This is a genomic window from Bacillus siamensis, assembly GCF_051628075.1.
Lineage (GTDB): Bacteria > Bacillota > Bacilli > Bacillales > Bacillaceae > Bacillus > Bacillus siamensis.
Genome location: NZ_CP155579.1, coordinates 2,119,351 through 2,135,804, shown reverse-complemented (window position 1 = coordinate 2,135,804; position 16,454 = coordinate 2,119,351). Strand labels below are relative to the sequence as shown.

20 protein-coding genes, 1 other RNA gene, 1 pseudogene and 1 riboswitch are annotated in these 16,454 nt (G+C 43.4%); of the genes and pseudogenes, 16 read left to right on the top strand and 6 right to left on the bottom strand.

Going from position 1 to position 16,454, the window contains the following annotated elements; translation table 11 throughout:
* Window positions 1-98: 98 nt before the first annotated feature.
* The 6 genes and pseudogenes from ABDB98_RS10375 to ABDB98_RS10350 all read left to right on the top strand — a co-directional run.
* A pseudogene (locus tag ABDB98_RS10375) lies at window positions 99-206 on the top strand (hypothetical protein); the annotation flags it as partial.
* Between the two features lie 83 nt (window positions 207-289).
* Window positions 290-535 carry a spore coat protein CotD gene (gene cotD / locus ABDB98_RS10370; RefSeq protein WP_269774894.1) on the top strand — a complete coding sequence of 82 codons (246 nt, stop codon included), beginning with the start codon at window positions 290-292 and terminating at the stop codon, window positions 533-535.
* 88 nt (window positions 536-623) lie between these two features.
* Window positions 624-1,172: a DUF1273 domain-containing protein gene (locus tag ABDB98_RS10365; protein ID WP_029575374.1), complete on the top strand. Its 549-nt coding sequence runs from the start codon at window positions 624-626 to the stop codon at window positions 1,170-1,172.
* 79 nt (window positions 1,173-1,251) lie between these two features.
* Entirely contained in the window at window positions 1,252-1,551 is a 300-nt protein-coding gene (gpsB, locus tag ABDB98_RS10360; protein ID WP_003153541.1) for a cell division regulator GpsB, read from the top strand.
* Window positions 1,552-1,606: 55 nt separating this feature from the next.
* An RNA gene (rnpB, locus tag ABDB98_RS10355) (RNase P RNA component class B) lies at window positions 1,607-1,988 on the top strand.
* Window positions 1,989-2,085: 97 nt separating this feature from the next.
* Window positions 2,086-3,252, top strand: coding sequence for a THUMP domain-containing class I SAM-dependent RNA methyltransferase (locus ABDB98_RS10350; RefSeq protein ID WP_438422134.1), 1,167 nt, complete (start codon window positions 2,086-2,088; stop codon window positions 3,250-3,252).
* Between the two features lie 39 nt (window positions 3,253-3,291).
* Here the strand turns inward: ABDB98_RS10350 and ABDB98_RS10345 are convergent, their stop codons facing one another.
* A complete protein-coding gene (locus ABDB98_RS10345) occupies window positions 3,292-3,444 on the bottom strand; it encodes a YpzG family protein (protein WP_003153548.1) in 153 nt (50 codons plus the stop codon).
* 165 nt (window positions 3,445-3,609) lie between these two features.
* On the opposite strand from ABDB98_RS10345, the gene ABDB98_RS10340 reads away from it, so the two are divergent.
* The 5 genes from ABDB98_RS10340 to pbuX all read left to right on the top strand — a co-directional run bounded on the left by ABDB98_RS10340 (window position 3,610) and on the right by pbuX (window position 9,658).
* Complete coding sequence (locus tag ABDB98_RS10340; protein ID WP_438420104.1) at window positions 3,610-3,801, top strand: hypothetical protein; 192 nt, start codon at window positions 3,610-3,612, stop codon at window positions 3,799-3,801.
* Between the two features lie 102 nt (window positions 3,802-3,903).
* On the top strand, window positions 3,904-5,823 hold the full coding sequence (locus ABDB98_RS10335) for an ATP-dependent DNA helicase (protein ID WP_047475750.1): 1,920 nt from the start codon (window positions 3,904-3,906) through the stop codon (window positions 5,821-5,823).
* 119 nt (window positions 5,824-5,942) lie between these two features.
* On the top strand, window positions 5,943-7,445 hold the full coding sequence (locus tag ABDB98_RS10330) for a carboxypeptidase M32 (protein ID WP_438420103.1): 1,503 nt from the start codon (window positions 5,943-5,945) through the stop codon (window positions 7,443-7,445).
* A gap of 129 nt (window positions 7,446-7,574) precedes the next feature.
* Window positions 7,575-7,674: riboswitch (purine riboswitch) on the top strand.
* A gap of 98 nt (window positions 7,675-7,772) precedes the next feature.
* Entirely contained in the window at window positions 7,773-8,357 is a 585-nt protein-coding gene (gene xpt, locus ABDB98_RS10325) for a xanthine phosphoribosyltransferase (RefSeq protein ID WP_060964925.1), read from the top strand.
* Complete coding sequence (gene pbuX, locus ABDB98_RS10320; RefSeq protein WP_438420102.1) at window positions 8,354-9,658, top strand: xanthine permease PbuX; 1,305 nt, start codon at window positions 8,354-8,356, stop codon at window positions 9,656-9,658. Before xpt ends, pbuX begins: the two co-directional genes overlap by 4 nt.
* A 401-nt stretch (window positions 9,659-10,059) precedes the next feature.
* Here pbuX and ABDB98_RS10315 read toward each other — a convergent pair whose 3' ends face one another.
* On the bottom strand, window positions 10,060-10,335 hold the full coding sequence (locus ABDB98_RS10315; RefSeq protein ID WP_159354295.1) for a hypothetical protein: 276 nt from the start codon (window positions 10,333-10,335) through the stop codon (window positions 10,060-10,062).
* Window positions 10,336-10,704: 369 nt separating this feature from the next.
* Here ABDB98_RS10315 and ABDB98_RS10310 point away from each other — a divergent pair, with 369 nt between their 5' ends.
* Window positions 10,705-11,271 carry a cysteine hydrolase family protein gene (locus tag ABDB98_RS10310; protein ID WP_438420101.1) on the top strand — a complete coding sequence of 189 codons (567 nt, stop codon included), beginning with the start codon at window positions 10,705-10,707 and terminating at the stop codon, window positions 11,269-11,271.
* Between the two features lie 249 nt (window positions 11,272-11,520).
* Here ABDB98_RS10310 and ABDB98_RS10305 read toward each other — a convergent pair whose 3' ends face one another.
* From ABDB98_RS10305 to ABDB98_RS10295, 3 genes are all read right to left on the bottom strand, one after another.
* Complete coding sequence (locus tag ABDB98_RS10305) at window positions 11,521-12,105, bottom strand: DUF421 domain-containing protein (protein WP_438420100.1); 585 nt, start codon at window positions 12,103-12,105, stop codon at window positions 11,521-11,523.
* 529 nt (window positions 12,106-12,634) lie between these two features.
* Entirely contained in the window at window positions 12,635-12,901 is a 267-nt protein-coding gene (locus tag ABDB98_RS10300) for a hypothetical protein (RefSeq protein WP_438420099.1), read from the bottom strand.
* Window positions 12,902-13,041: 140 nt separating this feature from the next.
* A complete protein-coding gene (locus ABDB98_RS10295; RefSeq protein WP_438420098.1) occupies window positions 13,042-13,305 on the bottom strand; it encodes a transcriptional regulator in 264 nt (87 codons plus the stop codon).
* 220 nt (window positions 13,306-13,525) lie between these two features.
* Here ABDB98_RS10295 and ABDB98_RS10290 point away from each other — a divergent pair, with 220 nt between their 5' ends.
* Window positions 13,526-13,834 carry an MGMT family protein gene (locus tag ABDB98_RS10290; RefSeq protein ID WP_047474438.1) on the top strand — a complete coding sequence of 103 codons (309 nt, stop codon included), beginning with the start codon at window positions 13,526-13,528 and terminating at the stop codon, window positions 13,832-13,834.
* A gap of 27 nt (window positions 13,835-13,861) precedes the next feature.
* Here ABDB98_RS10290 and ABDB98_RS10285 read toward each other — a convergent pair whose 3' ends face one another.
* Window positions 13,862-14,470 (bottom strand): GNAT family N-acetyltransferase, encoded by a 609-nt coding sequence (locus ABDB98_RS10285; protein WP_438420097.1) that lies wholly within the window; start codon window positions 14,468-14,470, stop codon window positions 13,862-13,864.
* A 166-nt stretch (window positions 14,471-14,636) separates the two neighbouring features.
* Between ABDB98_RS10285 and ABDB98_RS10280 the strand changes: the two genes are divergently transcribed.
* From ABDB98_RS10280 to fbpC, 3 genes are all read left to right on the top strand, one after another.
* Window positions 14,637-15,737 carry a type III polyketide synthase gene (locus ABDB98_RS10280; RefSeq protein ID WP_438420096.1) on the top strand — a complete coding sequence of 367 codons (1,101 nt, stop codon included), beginning with the start codon at window positions 14,637-14,639 and terminating at the stop codon, window positions 15,735-15,737.
* On the top strand, window positions 15,737-16,243 hold the full coding sequence (locus tag ABDB98_RS10275) for an isoprenylcysteine carboxyl methyltransferase family protein (protein WP_045926127.1): 507 nt from the start codon (window positions 15,737-15,739) through the stop codon (window positions 16,241-16,243). Before ABDB98_RS10280 ends, ABDB98_RS10275 begins: the two co-directional genes overlap by 1 nt.
* A gap of 71 nt (window positions 16,244-16,314) precedes the next feature.
* Window positions 16,315-16,410 (top strand): Fur-regulated basic protein FbpC, encoded by a 96-nt coding sequence (gene fbpC / locus ABDB98_RS10270; RefSeq protein ID WP_095241696.1) that lies wholly within the window; start codon window positions 16,315-16,317, stop codon window positions 16,408-16,410.
* The last annotated feature ends 44 nt before the right edge of the window (window positions 16,411-16,454 follow it).

The window sequence follows — 16,454 nt, the reverse complement described above, 5'->3', positions numbered from 1 at the left end:
AGCCGAGCTGTTTCGCCAAAAATATTTTTTTCTGAATCAGCATCGATTTTGTTGTAGAATGGTGCCGCATCCTGTAAAATAGCGTTAGTTATTTATAGGGGAGAGTTGGTATGTATAAAGGTGTTTTTTACTTGTTCTTTGTCGTGGTTTTTTTGATTGCGTTTGTATTTTCGAATTTTAAAGACAGTCTGCTGATGCACTTCTAAATTGGGTGATTGAATTAGAACATGCACCCGCTTATCTTCATAACCTAACAGTGTAATAAAAGTTAATGGAGAGGGGATTTAGCATGTTTCATCATCATCATCATCATTGCTGCAGACCAAACGTAATGCCGCCGATTGTTCATCCGACTAATTGCTGTGAACACCATTGTTTTACTAACACGGTTGTGCCGCATATTCATCCGCAACATACAACTAACGTAAATCACCACAACTTTGAGCACGTTCATTACTTTCCGCACACTTTTTCAAATGTTGACCCGACAACTCACCAGCATTTTCAGTGCGGGAGCCCTTGCTGCGATCATTAGTATTGAACGTTTAAGCATGGTCGGTAAGGATATCAGCAAATTAAAATGGGGCCCGATGGGAGCCCCATTTTTTAAAGCAGGTGATCAATTGAAAGTATTAGCCGTAACGGGGTACAAGCCGTTTGAACTCGGTATCTTTAAACATGATGACCGGGCGCTTGTTTATATAAAAAAGGCGATAGAAGCCAGACTCAGAAGCTTTCTTGACGAAGGCTTGGAATGGATTCTCATATCCGGACAGCTGGGGACGGAACTATGGGCGGCAGAAACGGCGTACGATCTCAGGGAAGAGTATCCGGAATTAAAGGTTGCTGTAATCACGCCGTTCTACGGCCAGGAAGAAAAGTGGAAGGAACCGAATAAAGAAATGTATGAATCTGTGCTTGCACAGGCAGATTATGAGGAGAGCCTGACGCATCGGCCATATGAAAGCCCGCTTCAATTCCGGCAGAAAAACGCGTTTTTTATTGAAAAGTCAGATGCGCTTTTGCTTTTATATGATCCTGAAATGGAAGGATCGCCGAAATATATGCTGCAGCAGGCGGAAAAACGCCGTGAAAAAGACGGTTATCCGATTTATTCGATTACGATGGACGATCTCCGGGCTGCCGTTGAAGAAGAAGACTTCTTTACATAACATGTCAGAGAACATTTGACAACGGGACGTGTTTCTGAATAAAATATAACATGATGATTCACGATACGAGGTGAAAAAGATGCTTGCTGATAAAGTAAAGCTTTCTGCGAAAGACATTTTGGAAAAAGAATTTAAAACAGGCGTTAGAGGTTACAGACAAGAAGACGTTGACAAATTTTTAGATATGATTATTAAGGATTATGAAACCTTCCATCAAGAAATTGAAGAACTTCAGCAGGAAAATCTGCAGCTGAAAAAACAGCTTGAAGAAGCAAGCAAAAAACAGCCGGTGCAGTCGAATACGACCAACTTTGACATTCTGAAAAGACTGTCCAACCTTGAGAAACATGTATTCGGCAGCAAGCTTTACGACGAATAAGACAGATGCACTTGTCAAATGAGACAAGTTGCTTTATAATGAACAAGTGTTCTTAACGTTCGGGTAATCGCTGCAGATCTTTGAATCTGTAGAGGAAAGTCCATGCTCGCACGGTGCTGAGATGCCCGTAGTGTTCGTGCCTAGCGAAGAAATAAGCTAGGGCAGCCTTGATAGGCTGACGGCAGGAAAAAAGCCTAAGTCTCCGGATATGGCTGAGTATCCTTGAAAGTGCCACAGTGACGAAGTCTCATCAGAAATGTTGAGAGTGGAACGCGGTAAACCCCTCGAGCGAGAAACCCAAATTTTGGTAGGGGAACCTTCTTGAAGGAACTGAACAGATAGAAGGACAGAATACTTTCTGTAGATAGATGATTGCCGCCCGAGTACGAGGTGATGAGCCGATTGCAGTACGACGGAACAAAACATGGCTTACAGAACGTTAAACATTTATTGATATGACAAATTAGAGCTCTCCTTTAAAGGGGAGCTTTTATCTTGAATGAAACGAAAGCTGAAAAGAGACAGGGTGATACGATGAAGAAGTACACACTAATCGCGACGGCGCCGATGGGAATTGAAGCGATTGTCGCCAAAGAAGTGCGTGATTTAGGGTATGAATGCAAAGTAGACAACGGAAAAGTCATTTTTGAAGGGGACGCGCTTGCGATCTGCCGCGCTAACTTATGGCTGCGGACGGCTGACCGCATCAAAGTACAGGTCGCCGAGTTTCAGGCAAAAACGTTTGATGAGCTGTTTGAAAAAACAAAAGCGATTGACTGGCGCGCATACATTCCGGAAAACGCAAAATTTCCCGTTATCGGAAAGTCCGTGAAATCAGTGCTTGCCAGTGTGCCTGACTGCCAACGGATCGTCAAAAAGGCGATAGCGGAAAAGCTGAAACTGCAATCAAGAAACCAAAATGAATGGATTGCAGAAACGGGTCCCGAGTACAAAGTGGAGATTTCGCTTTTAAAAGATAAAGCCGTCATCACACTGGATTCATCGGGAACAGGCCTTCATAAACGGGGATACAGGGTTGACCAGGGCGGAGCCCCGATAAAAGAAACGCTCGCTGCCGCTTTAGTTCTGTTAACGAACTGGACACCTGACCGTCCGTTCGTCGATCCGTTTTGCGGTTCCGGTACGATAGCGATTGAAGCCGCTTTAATCGGGCAAAATATTGCGCCCGGTTTTAATCGTGATTTCGTCTCAGAAGACTGGGAATGGATCGGAAAAGAAGTGTGGGACAAGGCACGTCTTGAAGTAGAAGAAAAGGCGAATTATGATCAGCCGCTGCAGATTTTTGCAAGTGATGTGGATCATCGGATGGTCAACATCGCAAAAGAAAATGCTGAAGAAGCGGGGCTTGGAGACCTGATTGAATGCAAGCAAATGCGGGTGCAGGACTTCACGACGAAACTCGAATTCGGCGTTATCGTCGGAAATCCTCCGTACGGCGAGCGGCTCGGCGAAAAAAGAGAAGTCGAGCGGATGTATAAAGAAATGGGCCGGGCATTCGAATCTCTTGATACATGGTCTATCTACATCTTAACGTCAAATGAACAATTTGAAGAGGTTTACGGAAGAAAAGCGACAAAAAAACGCAAGCTCTTTAACGGTTTTATCAAAACGGATTATTATCAGTACTGGGCTAAAGTGCGGCCGCAGCGGAAAAAGCCGCAACAAAGAGAAGACGCCTGAAACAGCGTCTTCTCCGGCATCTTTACATTTATTCTGCCATTACCAGCGGTGCGCTTTTGCATTGCTCCGTAAAATAATGTTGGTCTGGGACATTTCGGTGTGGCCGTTCACCTGTGATTTAGAGCGTTTCGGCCGTGTCCAATTGTGATGAAACAATTCAGAATGCTGATCTAATCGATCTTTATAACTCATGTAACCATCACTCCCGGATAGAATAAATTTGTGAAGATGGATATTCGATCGAATATCTGTTGTAGTTTGTGCAGGTCATGTGCCAATCATTCAGGAAGGCATGTATAGAAAGTGAAGCATCGGCATAGAATGATGATTATTTCTATTTGAGAGGTGATCTATTTTATGCTGAACAGCGAGCACTTCAGTAAGATACAAAAGGCGCTAGCCGCAACTTCTTCCCAGCTGCAGGAAGTTGGAGCGGAGTTCGATTCTTCCGCCATGACTCACGCACAGGAAGATCTTGAAAATGCAGTAAAACATACACATTCAACAGACCATCCGTTTTTATGTTTGCATATCTTTAATCGGAAATGAAAATCAAAAGACTTGGCGCGGCCAAGTTTTTTTGTTGTATTGAGAAGGGTTAAATGATATTATAGATGGTCTGAATGCCGAATAGTTAGGGGTTGGAGTTGGGTGACAACATCACGTTTGCCTTTTGCTTTAACAAAAGAAAAGAATTTTTACGAAGAATTGAACAATTGGATTGGTGACGTGTTTTACGATATCCTTCCCGAAAAAGGCTTTGACCTTCGGGATGAGCAGGTATTTATGGCGTTTCAGCTTGAACGGGCATTTAAAGAAAAAAAGGTCATGTTCGCTGAGGCAGGAGTCGGTACGGGGAAAACGCTGGTGTATCTGCTGTTTGCCATCAGCTATGCCAGATATACGGGGAAACCGGCGATTATTGCATGCGCCGATGAAACGTTAATTGAACAGCTTGTCAAAAAAGAAGGCGACATATCCAAGCTGACAGAACATTTGGATTTACAGATTGATACTCGGCTGTCAAAATCCCACGAGCAGTACCTGTGTCTGAAAAAGCTTGAAAAAACGATGCAGCGTTCTGATGATGAAAAGTGGCTGGACCTTTATGAGTCGCTGCCTTCATTCGTGCACGAGTCACAAGCGATGCAGCGCTTTTATCCGTACGGAGACCGCAAGCAGTACGCTGATCTGACGAATGAAGAGTGGTCAAGCGTAAGCTATGATTCCTTCCAGGATTGTTTAACATGTGATATGAGACATAGATGCGGTTTAACACTTTCAAGAGATCATTACAGAAAATCAACGGACCTGATCGTTTGCTCCCATGATTTTTACATGGAACATGTATGGACGGAAGAATCACGCAAGAGGGAAGGGCAGCTGCCGCTTTTGCCGGATCACAGCGCCGTCGTGTTTGATGAAGGGCATCTTCTGGAATTCGCCGCGCAAAAAGCGTTAACCTATCGCGTGAAGCAATCGACGCTTGAGCTGTTTTTAGAGCGCCTGCTTCAAAATGACATCAGAGAAGAATTTGCCGAACTGATTGAAGATTCCCTTGCTGCAAACGATGAGTTTTTCTACGTGCTTTCAGAGGAATCGAAGGAAATCGCCGGTTCTCACCGATTGGACATCCAAAACGACCAGCGCGTGAAGCGTGCGGCTGATGAACTGTGCCGTCTGCTCGATAAAATCGGCGAAGCGCTGGTATTTGAATCGGAAATGTATACGATCGATAAGTACGAGCTGTCAGTCGTAGAAGAATACGTCGAACAAATGGCATATTCACTTTCACTGTATCAAAAGGACGCCATCAGCTGGCTTGAAACGCAGGATACGGACTCAACATTTGTCGTTATGCCGAGAACTGTAGCCGAAGTGCTTGGAGAAAAGGTCTTCTCTAAAAAGATCCCTTATATTTTCTCATCAGCCACTCTTTCTGAGGGCGGTTCATTTGATTATATTGCAGACAGTCTCGGAATCCGCGATCCTTTATCCTTTACTGTTGAGTCACCGTACGATTACGAGGAGCAAATGTCTGTTTCTCTTCACGGTGATATGACGTCTGAGCAGAAAACAGCCCGAACGATTGATACGATTAAGGAGAATGAAGGCCGCACCCTCGTTCTTTTCCCTTCCTTTGAAGACATGAAGGAATTTAAAGAACAGGCTGCCGCATGGGAGCTGCCGTATCCGATATATTACGAAGGTGACGAAGAGATCAGTAATCTGGTCGAAAAATTCCAGCGGGATGAAAAATCCGTGCTTTGTTCCGTCCACTTATGGGAAGGTCTTGACATTCCCGGTGACTCGCTTCGAAATGTGACCATTTGGGCATTGCCGTATCCGCCTCATGATCCCGTGTTTACCGCAAAGCGGAACGGGGCGAAAAAAGATCCGTTTGAGGAGGTTGATCTGCCGTACATGCTCTTGAGAGTCCGGCAGGGAATCGGCCGCCTGATCCGCTCCAATCAGGACAGCGGAACCATATCTATTTATGCGGGCGGAGAAAGTGAACGGGTCTTGTCCGAGATCAAAAAGGTCTTGCCTGTTACACCGAAAATCGTATAAAAACAAATGCTGCAGGATTTTTATCCTGCGGCTTTTTTAAATTCTGGAAAACCAACAAGTTGACTTTATCACAGCGTTCCATTAGCCTGTAATTGATAGTGAAAAGGGAGGGAACGGATATGGATATACATACATATGAAAAAGAGTTTTTTGATCTGTTAAAAAGAGTATCCCATTATGAAGAAGCCATTGCGCTTATGCATTGGGATTCAAGGACGGGAGCCCCGAAAAAAGGCTCCGATGACCGTGCGGAAAGCATCGGACAGCTGTCGGCTGACGTTTTTCAAATCCAGACATCCGACCGGATGAAAGAGCTGATTGACATCCTTCTTGCGCATGCAAAAGAGCTCTCTGAAGATACAGTGAAAGCGGCGGAACTGGCAAAAAAAGATTATGACCATAATAAAAAAATTCCTGAAGAAGAGTATAAAGAATATGTCATTTTGACATCAAAAGCTGAAACGGCTTGGGAGGAAGCAAGGGCGGCCTCCGATTTCTCCATGTTTGCTCCTTATCTTGAGAAGCTGATTGATTTTAATAAGCGGTTTATATCTTATTGGGGCTATGAGGATCATCCGTACAACGCATTGCTCGATATTTTCGAACCGGGTGTTACGGTAAAGGTGCTGGATCAGCTGTTTTCTGAATTGAAGGAAGCCATCATTCCCTTAGTCAAAAAAGTGACGGCATCCGGCAATAAACCGGACACTGCCTTTATAACAAAAACGTTTCCGAAAGAAAAACAAAGAGATCTCTCCTTGTACTTCTTAAAAGAGCTCGGGTATGAGTTTGACGGCGGCCGCCTGGATGAGACGGTGCATCCGTTTATGACGACAATCAACCGCGGCGATGTGCGGGTGACGACCAGATATGACGAAAACGATTTCCGCACCGCGATTTTCGGAACGATTCATGAATGCGGGCATGCAATCTACGAGCAGAATATTGACGAAGCGCTGAGCGGGACAAATTTATCTGACGGTGCATCCATGGGAATTCATGAATCCCAATCGTTATTTTATGAAAATTTTATCGGCAGAAATCAACATTTCTGGACCGCATATTATGAAAAAATGATTGAGGCTTCGCCTGATCAATTTCAAGATGTAAAAAGAGAGGATTTTGTACGCGCCGTCAACGAGGCGAAACCGTCCTTTATCCGAATTGAAGCTGATGAGTTGACATACCCGCTTCACATTATTATCCGTTATGAAATCGAAAAAGCGATTTTCAGTAATGAAGTGTCAGTGGAGGAACTGCCTGCATTGTGGAATCAAAAATATCATGATTATTTAGGCATTACGCCGCCATCTGATGCAAAAGGCATTTTGCAGGACGTTCATTGGGCTGGCGGAGATTTCGGTTATTTCCCTTCCTATGCGCTCGGATATATGTATGCGGCTCAGCTGAAGAATACCATGCTTGACGATTTGCCTGAATTTGATCAATTAATCGAACGGGGCGATTTTGAGCCGATCAAACAATGGCTGACAGAAAAGGTTCATCAGCACGGAAGACGCAAACTGCCGCTTGACATTATTAAAGATGCAACGGGAGAAGAGCTGAACGTTCAATACCTCATTGAGTATCTTGTCGGCAAATATTCGAATTTATATCTATAAACGAAACACCCGGTATACACCGGGTGTTTTTCTAAACCGAAAAGACGAATAATGGAGATTAATTGTTCGAAAAAAGTTCGTGATTATTAAAATTTCTCTATGCAAAATAAGCGGGTCTTGTTATAATTTGATTAATATCATACGAACACTCATATAATCGCGTGGATATGGCACGCAAGTTTCTACCGGTCACCGTAAATGTCCGACTATGAGTGAGCAATGGAACGGCTTTTATTCGGCCGTTACGTGTAGACATTCGGCATTGCTTGCTCTTTTTATTGAGAGCGGGCAATGCTTTTTTATTTTCTATAAGCGGGGGTAATCATTGTGGAAGCATTAAAACGAAAAATAGAAGAAGACGGAATCGTTCTTTCTGACCAAGTGCTGAAAGTTGATTCTTTTTTAAACCATCAAATTGATCCGGTTCTTATGCAGCAGATCGGCCGTGAATTTGCACGCCGTTTTGAAAAAGACGGTATCACAAAAATCGTCACAATTGAATCTTCGGGCATTGCGCCTGCGGTGATGGCCGGCCTTGAACTCGGCGTTCCCGTCATTTTTGCGAGAAAAAGGAAGTCTCTCACGTTAACGGATGATCTGCTGACGGCGTCCGTTTATTCTTTTACGAAAAAAACAGAAAGTCAGATTGCCGTCTCAGGCAGTCATCTTTCTAAAGATGACCGCGTGTTAATCATTGACGACTTTTTAGCGAACGGACAGGCGGCAGAAGGGCTTTTATCCATCGTAAAACAAGCGGGCGCAGCGGTTTGCGGGATCGGCATTGTCATTGAGAAGTCATTTCAGCCGGGAAGAGACGGGCTTGTGAAAAAAGGATGCCGTGTCGAATCACTGGCGAGAATTCAATCGCTTAAAGACGGAAAAGTGACATTTGTACAGGAGGTCCGTTCATGAAAAACAGCTATGCCAAAACTCTTTCCCTCGGTATCCAGCATGTCCTTGCCATGTATGCCGGCGCCGTTGTCGTTCCCTTAATTGTAGGAGCGGCGCTGGGACTGAATGCAGAACAGCTGACATATCTCGTTTCAATTGACATTTTTATGTGCGGGGCGGCTACGCTGCTTCAAGTATGGAGGAATAAATGTTTCGGCATCGGCCTGCCCGTTGTGCTAGGCTGTACGTTTACTGCGGTGGCGCCGATTATTTCTATCGGCAAGGAATACGGGATTTCTGCCATTTACGGGAGCATTTTGGCATCGGGTCTGCTTGTCATTCTGCTGTCTTTTTTCTTCGGCAAGCTTGTCGCCTTTTTTCCGCCCGTTGTAACCGGATCTGTCGTCACGATTATCGGGATGACCTTGATGCCGGTTGCAATGAATCATATTGCCGGCGGGGAAGGCAGCAAGGATTTCGGTGATCCGGCTAACCTTGCCCTCGGATTTACGGTGCTTGTCATCATCGTGCTGCTTTATCGGTTTACAAAAGGATTTATGAAATCCATTTCGATTTTAATCGGCATTGTCATCGGGACGGCCATCGCTTATTTTATGGGCAAAGTGCAATTTGACAATGTGGCGAACGCTGACGCAATTCAAATGATTAAACCGTTTTACTTTGGGACGCCGACATTTCATGCGGCACCGATTATTACGATGTCCATCGTTGCCATTGTCAGCCTTGTGGAATCAACCGGCGTCTATTTCGCTTTAGGTGATCTGACAAACCGGCGGCTGTCAGAACGTGATTTAGCAAAAGGCTACCGCGCTGAAGGCCTTGCGGTATTCATCAGCGGCATTTTCAACGCATTTCCGTACACGGCCTATTCCCAAAACGTCGGCCTCGTGCAGCTGACGGGAATTAAGAAAAATGCGGTCATCGGCGTTACGGGCGCACTTTTAATGCTTTTCGGTCTTTTTCCGAAAATCGCAGCTTTCACGACCATCATCCCATCTTCGGTACTGGGCGGAGCGATGGTGGCCATGTTCGGCATGGTCATTTCCTACGGCATTAAAATGCTCAGCCAAATTGACTTCAAAAAGCAGGAAAATCTTCTGATCGTCGCGTGTTCAGTCGGATTGGGACTCGGCGTAACCGTCGTTCCCGATATGTTTAAACACCTGCCGTCTTACTTAAATCTTTTGACCACAAACGGAATCGTCGCCGGCAGCTTTACCGCCGTCCTTTTGAATATTGTTTATAATATGATTCCTAAAACGAAAAAAACCCTTGATGTGACAAGGGTTCAAGAGGGTTAGTCACCCGTTTTTCTTAAAAAAATAACATTTCTTTATGTAATCCCGAGATCGAGGATGCTTCCGAAAGTTTGCTGAACTTTTTGTGAGGCATCCTCTTTCATTTTATTATTTTTATTGTTTGAAATAGAAACAAATTGAGCGATGCGGGATTCGCCTTACTTCGCTGAAAACTATCCGAAACTGTATGTAAGTGAACATATGACCAAATGTAATAGAAAAAAGGAGAATGGAGGGGTTATATCATAAACGAATACCATTTTCGGACTGTGATGACACGAAACTCGGTTTAGACCATGCAATGAAATGCCTGATGCCTGAAATTTTAACTGCAGGATGGGCACTGAGGGGAATGTCTTGTGCCCGAATCCTTACAAAAGAAGAAGAAGGGAAAGCCCCTTCTTTTAATTAATCCATCCTTCAAAAGTTGCACGATAGAACCCTTCGATTATCTCTACTTTCTTAAGGTAATACGTAACACCATTCTTAACAGTTGTATTTGGGATATCCCATCTGTGAAGGTAATCAATTGTAAAAGAATCTTTGGTGGCTTGTGTCGAAAATTTTGTTTGTGTTGAGTCGCTATTTGTATTGCCAGGGCTAGATGCAAAAGCAGGGGCGGCAGAAACGAGTAAAGCGAGAGACAAGGCAGAACCAGTTAAAACTTTTTTCAATTTCATTTTAAACACTCCTTTATTTTTTAATACACTTGTATTATTACACATAATACAAAAATAACCAAGGGATTTATTGTTAATATTTTGTGAGTGTGAATTTAGTTAGGGGAGTGGATGGCGATAGGAGCAATTCTTTCATTCAATATTGGGACTTTTTTCAGGATATTGATAACTATATAGAGAAAAAGAGTTGAATATTGCTGGCCTCTGGTGATCTGCAGCGTTTGAGTGAGTGCATGCTTTAGATATTTCAATGCTTTTCCAACGGGGAAGGTGCGATATGAAATTTAACACTGAACCAATTGTACAAAAGTAAAATCTTTATTTAAAATGTTATAATAAATACGAATTTTCAATGTGGGGGGTTATCTTTTGGAAGAGACGAAAAAAGCTTTAATCATTGTGGATGTACAAAAAGCTTTTGATGATAAAAAATGGGGAGAACGAAATAACGTAAAGGCAGAAGAAAATATCAGTAGAATACTGAAATTATGGAGAGAAAAAGGATGGACAGTCATATACATCCAACACATTTCTGATAAACCCGGTTCTTTATTTTATCCGAAAAGTGAGGGAGTTGCGATAAAGGAAATCGTTAAGCCTATGGATGAAGAAGTCATCATAACGAAGAAAGTAAACAGCAGCTTTATTGGTACTAATCTGGAAGAATTCTTAACATCAAATGGTATAACAACTGTCGTAATAACGGGTTTGACTACGCCTCACTGTGTTTCAACAACCACAAGAATGAGCGGTAACCTAGGATTTGATACATACCTCATTTCAGATGCAACAGCAGCCTTCGGTATGAGAGACCAAAATGGTACATATTATGATGCGGCAGCTATTCACAATATATCTCTGGCTACATTGCATGATGAATTTGCCACAATATTAACGACTGATCAATTAATCAATGATTTTATAAAAACAAACTGATTAACATTATGGCTAAGGCCGGCGGTAGGGATATGCGGCTGAAAAGCATATTCAGGCGCATACAAGGACCTCGTCGGAAAATACAGGGATTACCGACTCTTTTCATCGTCGCAATATCGATTGAAAAAAGGCATCTGCTTCAGATGCTTTTTTTGTTTCTTGTAACCGGTTTCGGTAAAAAATGATCGGCGGTTAACGGTCTGATTCGGCTTCGGTTTTGAATAACCAAAGGTTTTACTAATCAGCGAATCATTCAAGCTTTTTTGGCTTGTGCTGAGTTTGGTGTCTTTTGATTTCCTCAAATATATTGGATTGATCCTCTGTTGGAGATGGAGGCTCATTGTTAAGGAATTTTGGGTCGATCACATTTTTAAGATCTTTGATGGTTAAAGGCTTACAGTCATCTTTTAATTCGTAGCCTAATTGTCCATTAGCTTCTAAAGTGGCATATTTAATTGTGTTTATATTTGAAATGCCAAGAAGCCTTAAACGCATTTCGAGTTGATCGGCTGTCAGTCTCAGCTTCTTTAAGTTTTTTATATTGAGTTGGCCGTCTTCTATAACGAATTTAGATTTTCCGGTTAAAAAAAATTCAATCCAGTTTACTTTTACTTGAAACCATTCCATCAAAATCAAAGCACTAAAAAGGATAGACGCAGCGATTAATGTTTTCAATAAACTAGTTTCTAAAATGGGATGAACGATAATCGTACCGATTGAAATCATCACCATTGTCTGTGCGATGGTCATTTGTGCAATGGATTTTCTCCCTGAAATTCTCAGTAAAATCATTCCGAATGCAATTATAATTAATTCTTCCCAAGCAAATTTCATGTTATCACCCTGGATTGTGTTTTATCAAAAATAAAAGAGCAAGTAAGAGGTTTTATGGGGTACTTGCTCACGAAGAATTATTACCCTTACATTTAATTTTATTCATTTTAGGTGTTTTCCTGATCGGGGAACTTATCTTGTGCAGGCGAGGTTCTTCCGGAATTTTAAAAGGGAGTGTGGGAAAAGCGACATGGTTGGGAACGAAAAAAGGGTGCACACACAAAAAAGGCAGCGCTCAACTCGAGCAAAAGAGGGTTTGATAATTGAACTGCCTAAGGGGGAAGAAAACATTCCATATCCTTTGGTCACGTCAGCATATATCAAGATATAGGATGATCCTTAACAGTAGTTGGGGAACTCAAGCGCCCGAGAAATGATTGAAGATTCCGGATTAATCCTCGATAAAAGGAAAACCAATAATAATCATCGGGTGAAATGAAAATAGCACAGGGATATTAATATGTTTGATCTTTTATAAAAGGCAATGAAAAGTGAAACTGGAAGAAGGGGCAGAGCCCCCGCATATATATTAGTAACAGCGCTCGTAATTCCCATACCAGACCCCGTTCCAGGAAGAAACTCCTTTTAGATACCAGTTATTAACGCCGTCAAAATAGATGTTCGGAACTTCATTTCGGGAAAACCATGGACCAAATTGATCTGCCACACATGTTCTTAACGCCTTTGTTTCATTGGTTGTGCTGGCAGCCGGAGCAGCAGTTGCAAAAGTAGGAGACGCTGATACAAGTAGAGCTACAGATAATGCAGAACCTGTCAATACTTTTTTTAATTTCACTTTTGACACTCCCTTTAAAATAGGATTGAAAAAAATAATATCTGGTTGAAAAATAGAATACTGGCAATCAATTATTCTTTCATCGAAAAGGTAATATACTGATTATATTTATTTGTTATTTAAGCCAAGCTTTCTGTCCGTCAACTTTTATAGACGGCTGTCCAAGTCCCATCAGCACCATGGAAGGTGATGTTGTCTAAATAATAGGTGATTCCATTCCGGTAAATTGAAGTAGGATAATCAGGGCCAGAACCATTAAGTATGAACGTCGCCAAAGCAGATACTTCCTTCGTTTTACTATCTGCAGAAGGTGTATCAGCAGGACCTGCGGCAAAAGCAGGGGCGGCAGAACAGAGTAAAGCGAGTGACAAGGCTGATCCTGCTAAAACTTTTTTCATCTTCATTGTAAACACTCCTTTTCTTTTTTAATACAATTGTATTATTACGTATTATGTTAAATATGTACATGACTATTTTTGTTAATTTTTTGTGAACAAACAGATAATCTATTTAAACGCAGAGATGAAATAAGTATGATGATGAAGCAATTATCATCTATAAAAATAAGATCAGGAAGCGGCTGATTTCTCAAAAATCATCTGCTCTTGCGAAATGAGGAGTTCCATGACATTTACGGAACGGGCGTTAGCCATTATCAAACAGATACCTGAAGGAAAAGTGATGACGTATGGGCAAATTGCCGGTCTTGCGGGAAGTCCGCGGGGAGCGAGGCAGGTTGTGAGGATTCTTCACTCCATGAGTAAAAAGCATCGTCTTCCTTGGCACAGGGTCATCAATGCGAAGGGGGAAATCGGATTGAAAGATGAAGAGCTGTTTTCTGTACAGAAGCTGTCCCTTGAGGCTGAGGGGGTAGAGGTCACGTCAGACGGACGGATCGATCTCAATTTATACGTCTATGATCCGAATATGTAAAAAACCTGCCGTATATCGGCAGGTTTTTCAGTTATATGCTCCGAGCCGGTCAGAAAGGTTTTGCCGGATATAAGGCCATTCCTCCCGGAGGATGGAGTAGTAGGCGGTATCTCTGAGGCCGCCGTCGACAGCCCGAACATGCGCGCGGCGGATTCCTTCAAATTGGGCACCGATCCTCAAAATCGCAGTCCGTGAGCGCTGATTGCGAACGTCGGTTTTCAGCGTCACCCTGACAGCCTGCCACACGTCAAACGCATGGGTCAGCATCAAAAGTTTACACTCCGTATTGACACCGGTCCGCTGTACGGAAGAGGCATACCATGTGCTGCCGATCTCACACACTTCCAGAACTGCCTCCGCCGGCCGCGTAAACACCTCCACATCCATAAACCTCGTGCTTCCGACGATTCGGTCGGTTTCAAGGCTCCGTACTGCAAAAGGCAATGCAATTCCTTTTTCATAATCGGAAAGCGCACGCTCAATATAACGCTTTGTTTCTTCGATGCCGTCAGGAACATGGGTGTAAGCATAAGTCGTCCTATTTTCTGAAGCTGCTTCGCAAAGTGCCTGAGAGTGATCAATCGCCAGCGGCTCTAACTGAACGAGTGCCCCTTTAAGAATGACAGGTGTCAGCATTCCCAATCACAACCTTTTTTCATGAATGGGTCAAGTATAGTCGAACGGCTTATCATTCAAAAGGGCCAATTTTAAATTAAAATGGCATGTCAGTGAAATCCTCGATTCAAACTTATGCATACATTCAGGAAAAAAGCGGAAACCTTTATGTGAAGAGGTGATGGGCATGGCATATGTGTTATCGGTCGGAACCAGCATTCCGGAATATCATGTCTCGCAAGAAACGGCGGCGGATTTTGCGAGAGGGATGTTTGCCAATTCATTTAAGGATATTGATCGGCTGTTAAAAGCTTTTCAAAACGGCGAAATTGAATCAAGACAGTTTGTCCGGCCGATTGAATGGTATAAAACGGCACGGGGTTTTTCAGAAAAAAACCGGCTGTATACGGAAGAAACCGTTAAGCACAGTGTGGATGCGGCGGTTGATTGTTTGACAAACCCCCGATGTTTAACAAACCCGATTCCATATGAAAAAGTGGATGCGATCTTTTTTATTTCCAGCACCGGGCTTTCGACACCGAGCATTGAAGCGAAAGTGATGAATCAGCTTCCGTTTTCTCCAAAAACAAAACGGATTCCGATCTGGGGACTAGGATGCGCAGGCGGAGCGGCCGGCCTGTCCAGGGCGTACGAATATTGCCGCGCCTATCCCGAAGCTTACGTGCTTGTCATCGCGGCTGAGCTTTGCAGCTTAACATTTCAGCCTGAGGACAAGTCAAAAAGCAACTTAATCGGAACCTCCCTGTTTGCGGACGGAATTGCCGCCGTGCTGATCGGAGGGGAGAAGGCGAACCGAAAAGACGTCAAACAGCCGCTCGTTCCGCGGATATTCGCCACTCAATCGGTGATGATGCCCGATGCGGAAGATGTGATGGGCTGGGAATTCACCGACAGCGGGTTTCAAGTCATTTTTTCAAGAGACATTCCTACCCTTGTTTCGCATTGGCTGAAAGACAATGTTAATGTATTTTTACAAGAACAGGGAATCCTGTCTCACGACATTAAAACCTTTCTTGCCCATCCCGGCGGGAAAAAGGTCATTGACGCCTATTTAACGAGTCTTTCAATGGACACCGGACAGCTTGCTGCATCTCAGAAGGTGCTGCAAAAACACGGGAATATGTCTTCCGCAACTATTTTTCATGTCATAAAAGAGCAGCTGCTGCACGGGATGCAGAAAGAAAACGAAAAAGGGCTGATCGGCGCTCTCGGGCCGGGATTTTCGTCTGAGCTTTTGCTGTTCAGCTGGGAAAAGGGGGCATCTTAATGTTTTGGCTGTTTATCATGCTGCTTGCGGTCCAGCGGATTGCGGAGATGATCGTAGCCCGGCGCAATGAGCGGAAAGTGAAAAAGCAAGGCGCCGTCGAATACGGAGAAGGGCATTATCCCTTTCTCGTCCTGATGCACGTGCTCTTTTTTGTCTCTCTTACAGCCGAGGTGGCGGCATTCCATAAAGCGCCTTCTCCAAGGTGGGCCGCTATTATATGTATCATTTTCTTTGTGCAGGGGATCAGGTATTGGGCGCTTTTATCATTAGGGCAATATTGGAATACGAAAATTCTTGTCGTGCCGGATGCGGAGCTTGTCAAAAAAGGGCCGTACAGGTGGATGAAGCACCCGAACTATGCGGTCGTCATTTTAGAATTTATCTTGCTGCCGCTGTTATACGGAGCGTACTGGACATTGTTTCTCTTTTCAATCTTGAATGCATGCATGCTCACTGTAAGAATTCGCGCCGAAGAGAAGGCTTTAGAAGAAAACACCGCAAAATAGGATTGAAAATCATTCTCACTCGTGATAAGATGTAAATATGAAAATGATTCTCATTCAAGGTGGTGCGGAAAATGACCATGTTATTTTTACTAGCAGCCGTTTGTACATACAGTGTTTTAATTGGTTTTGTTTTGAAAAAAGTTTCGAATAAATCAATGTCCTCTTAAACATCTGCGGTTTTTCCGGCCGCGGGTGTTTTTTCTTTATCAGC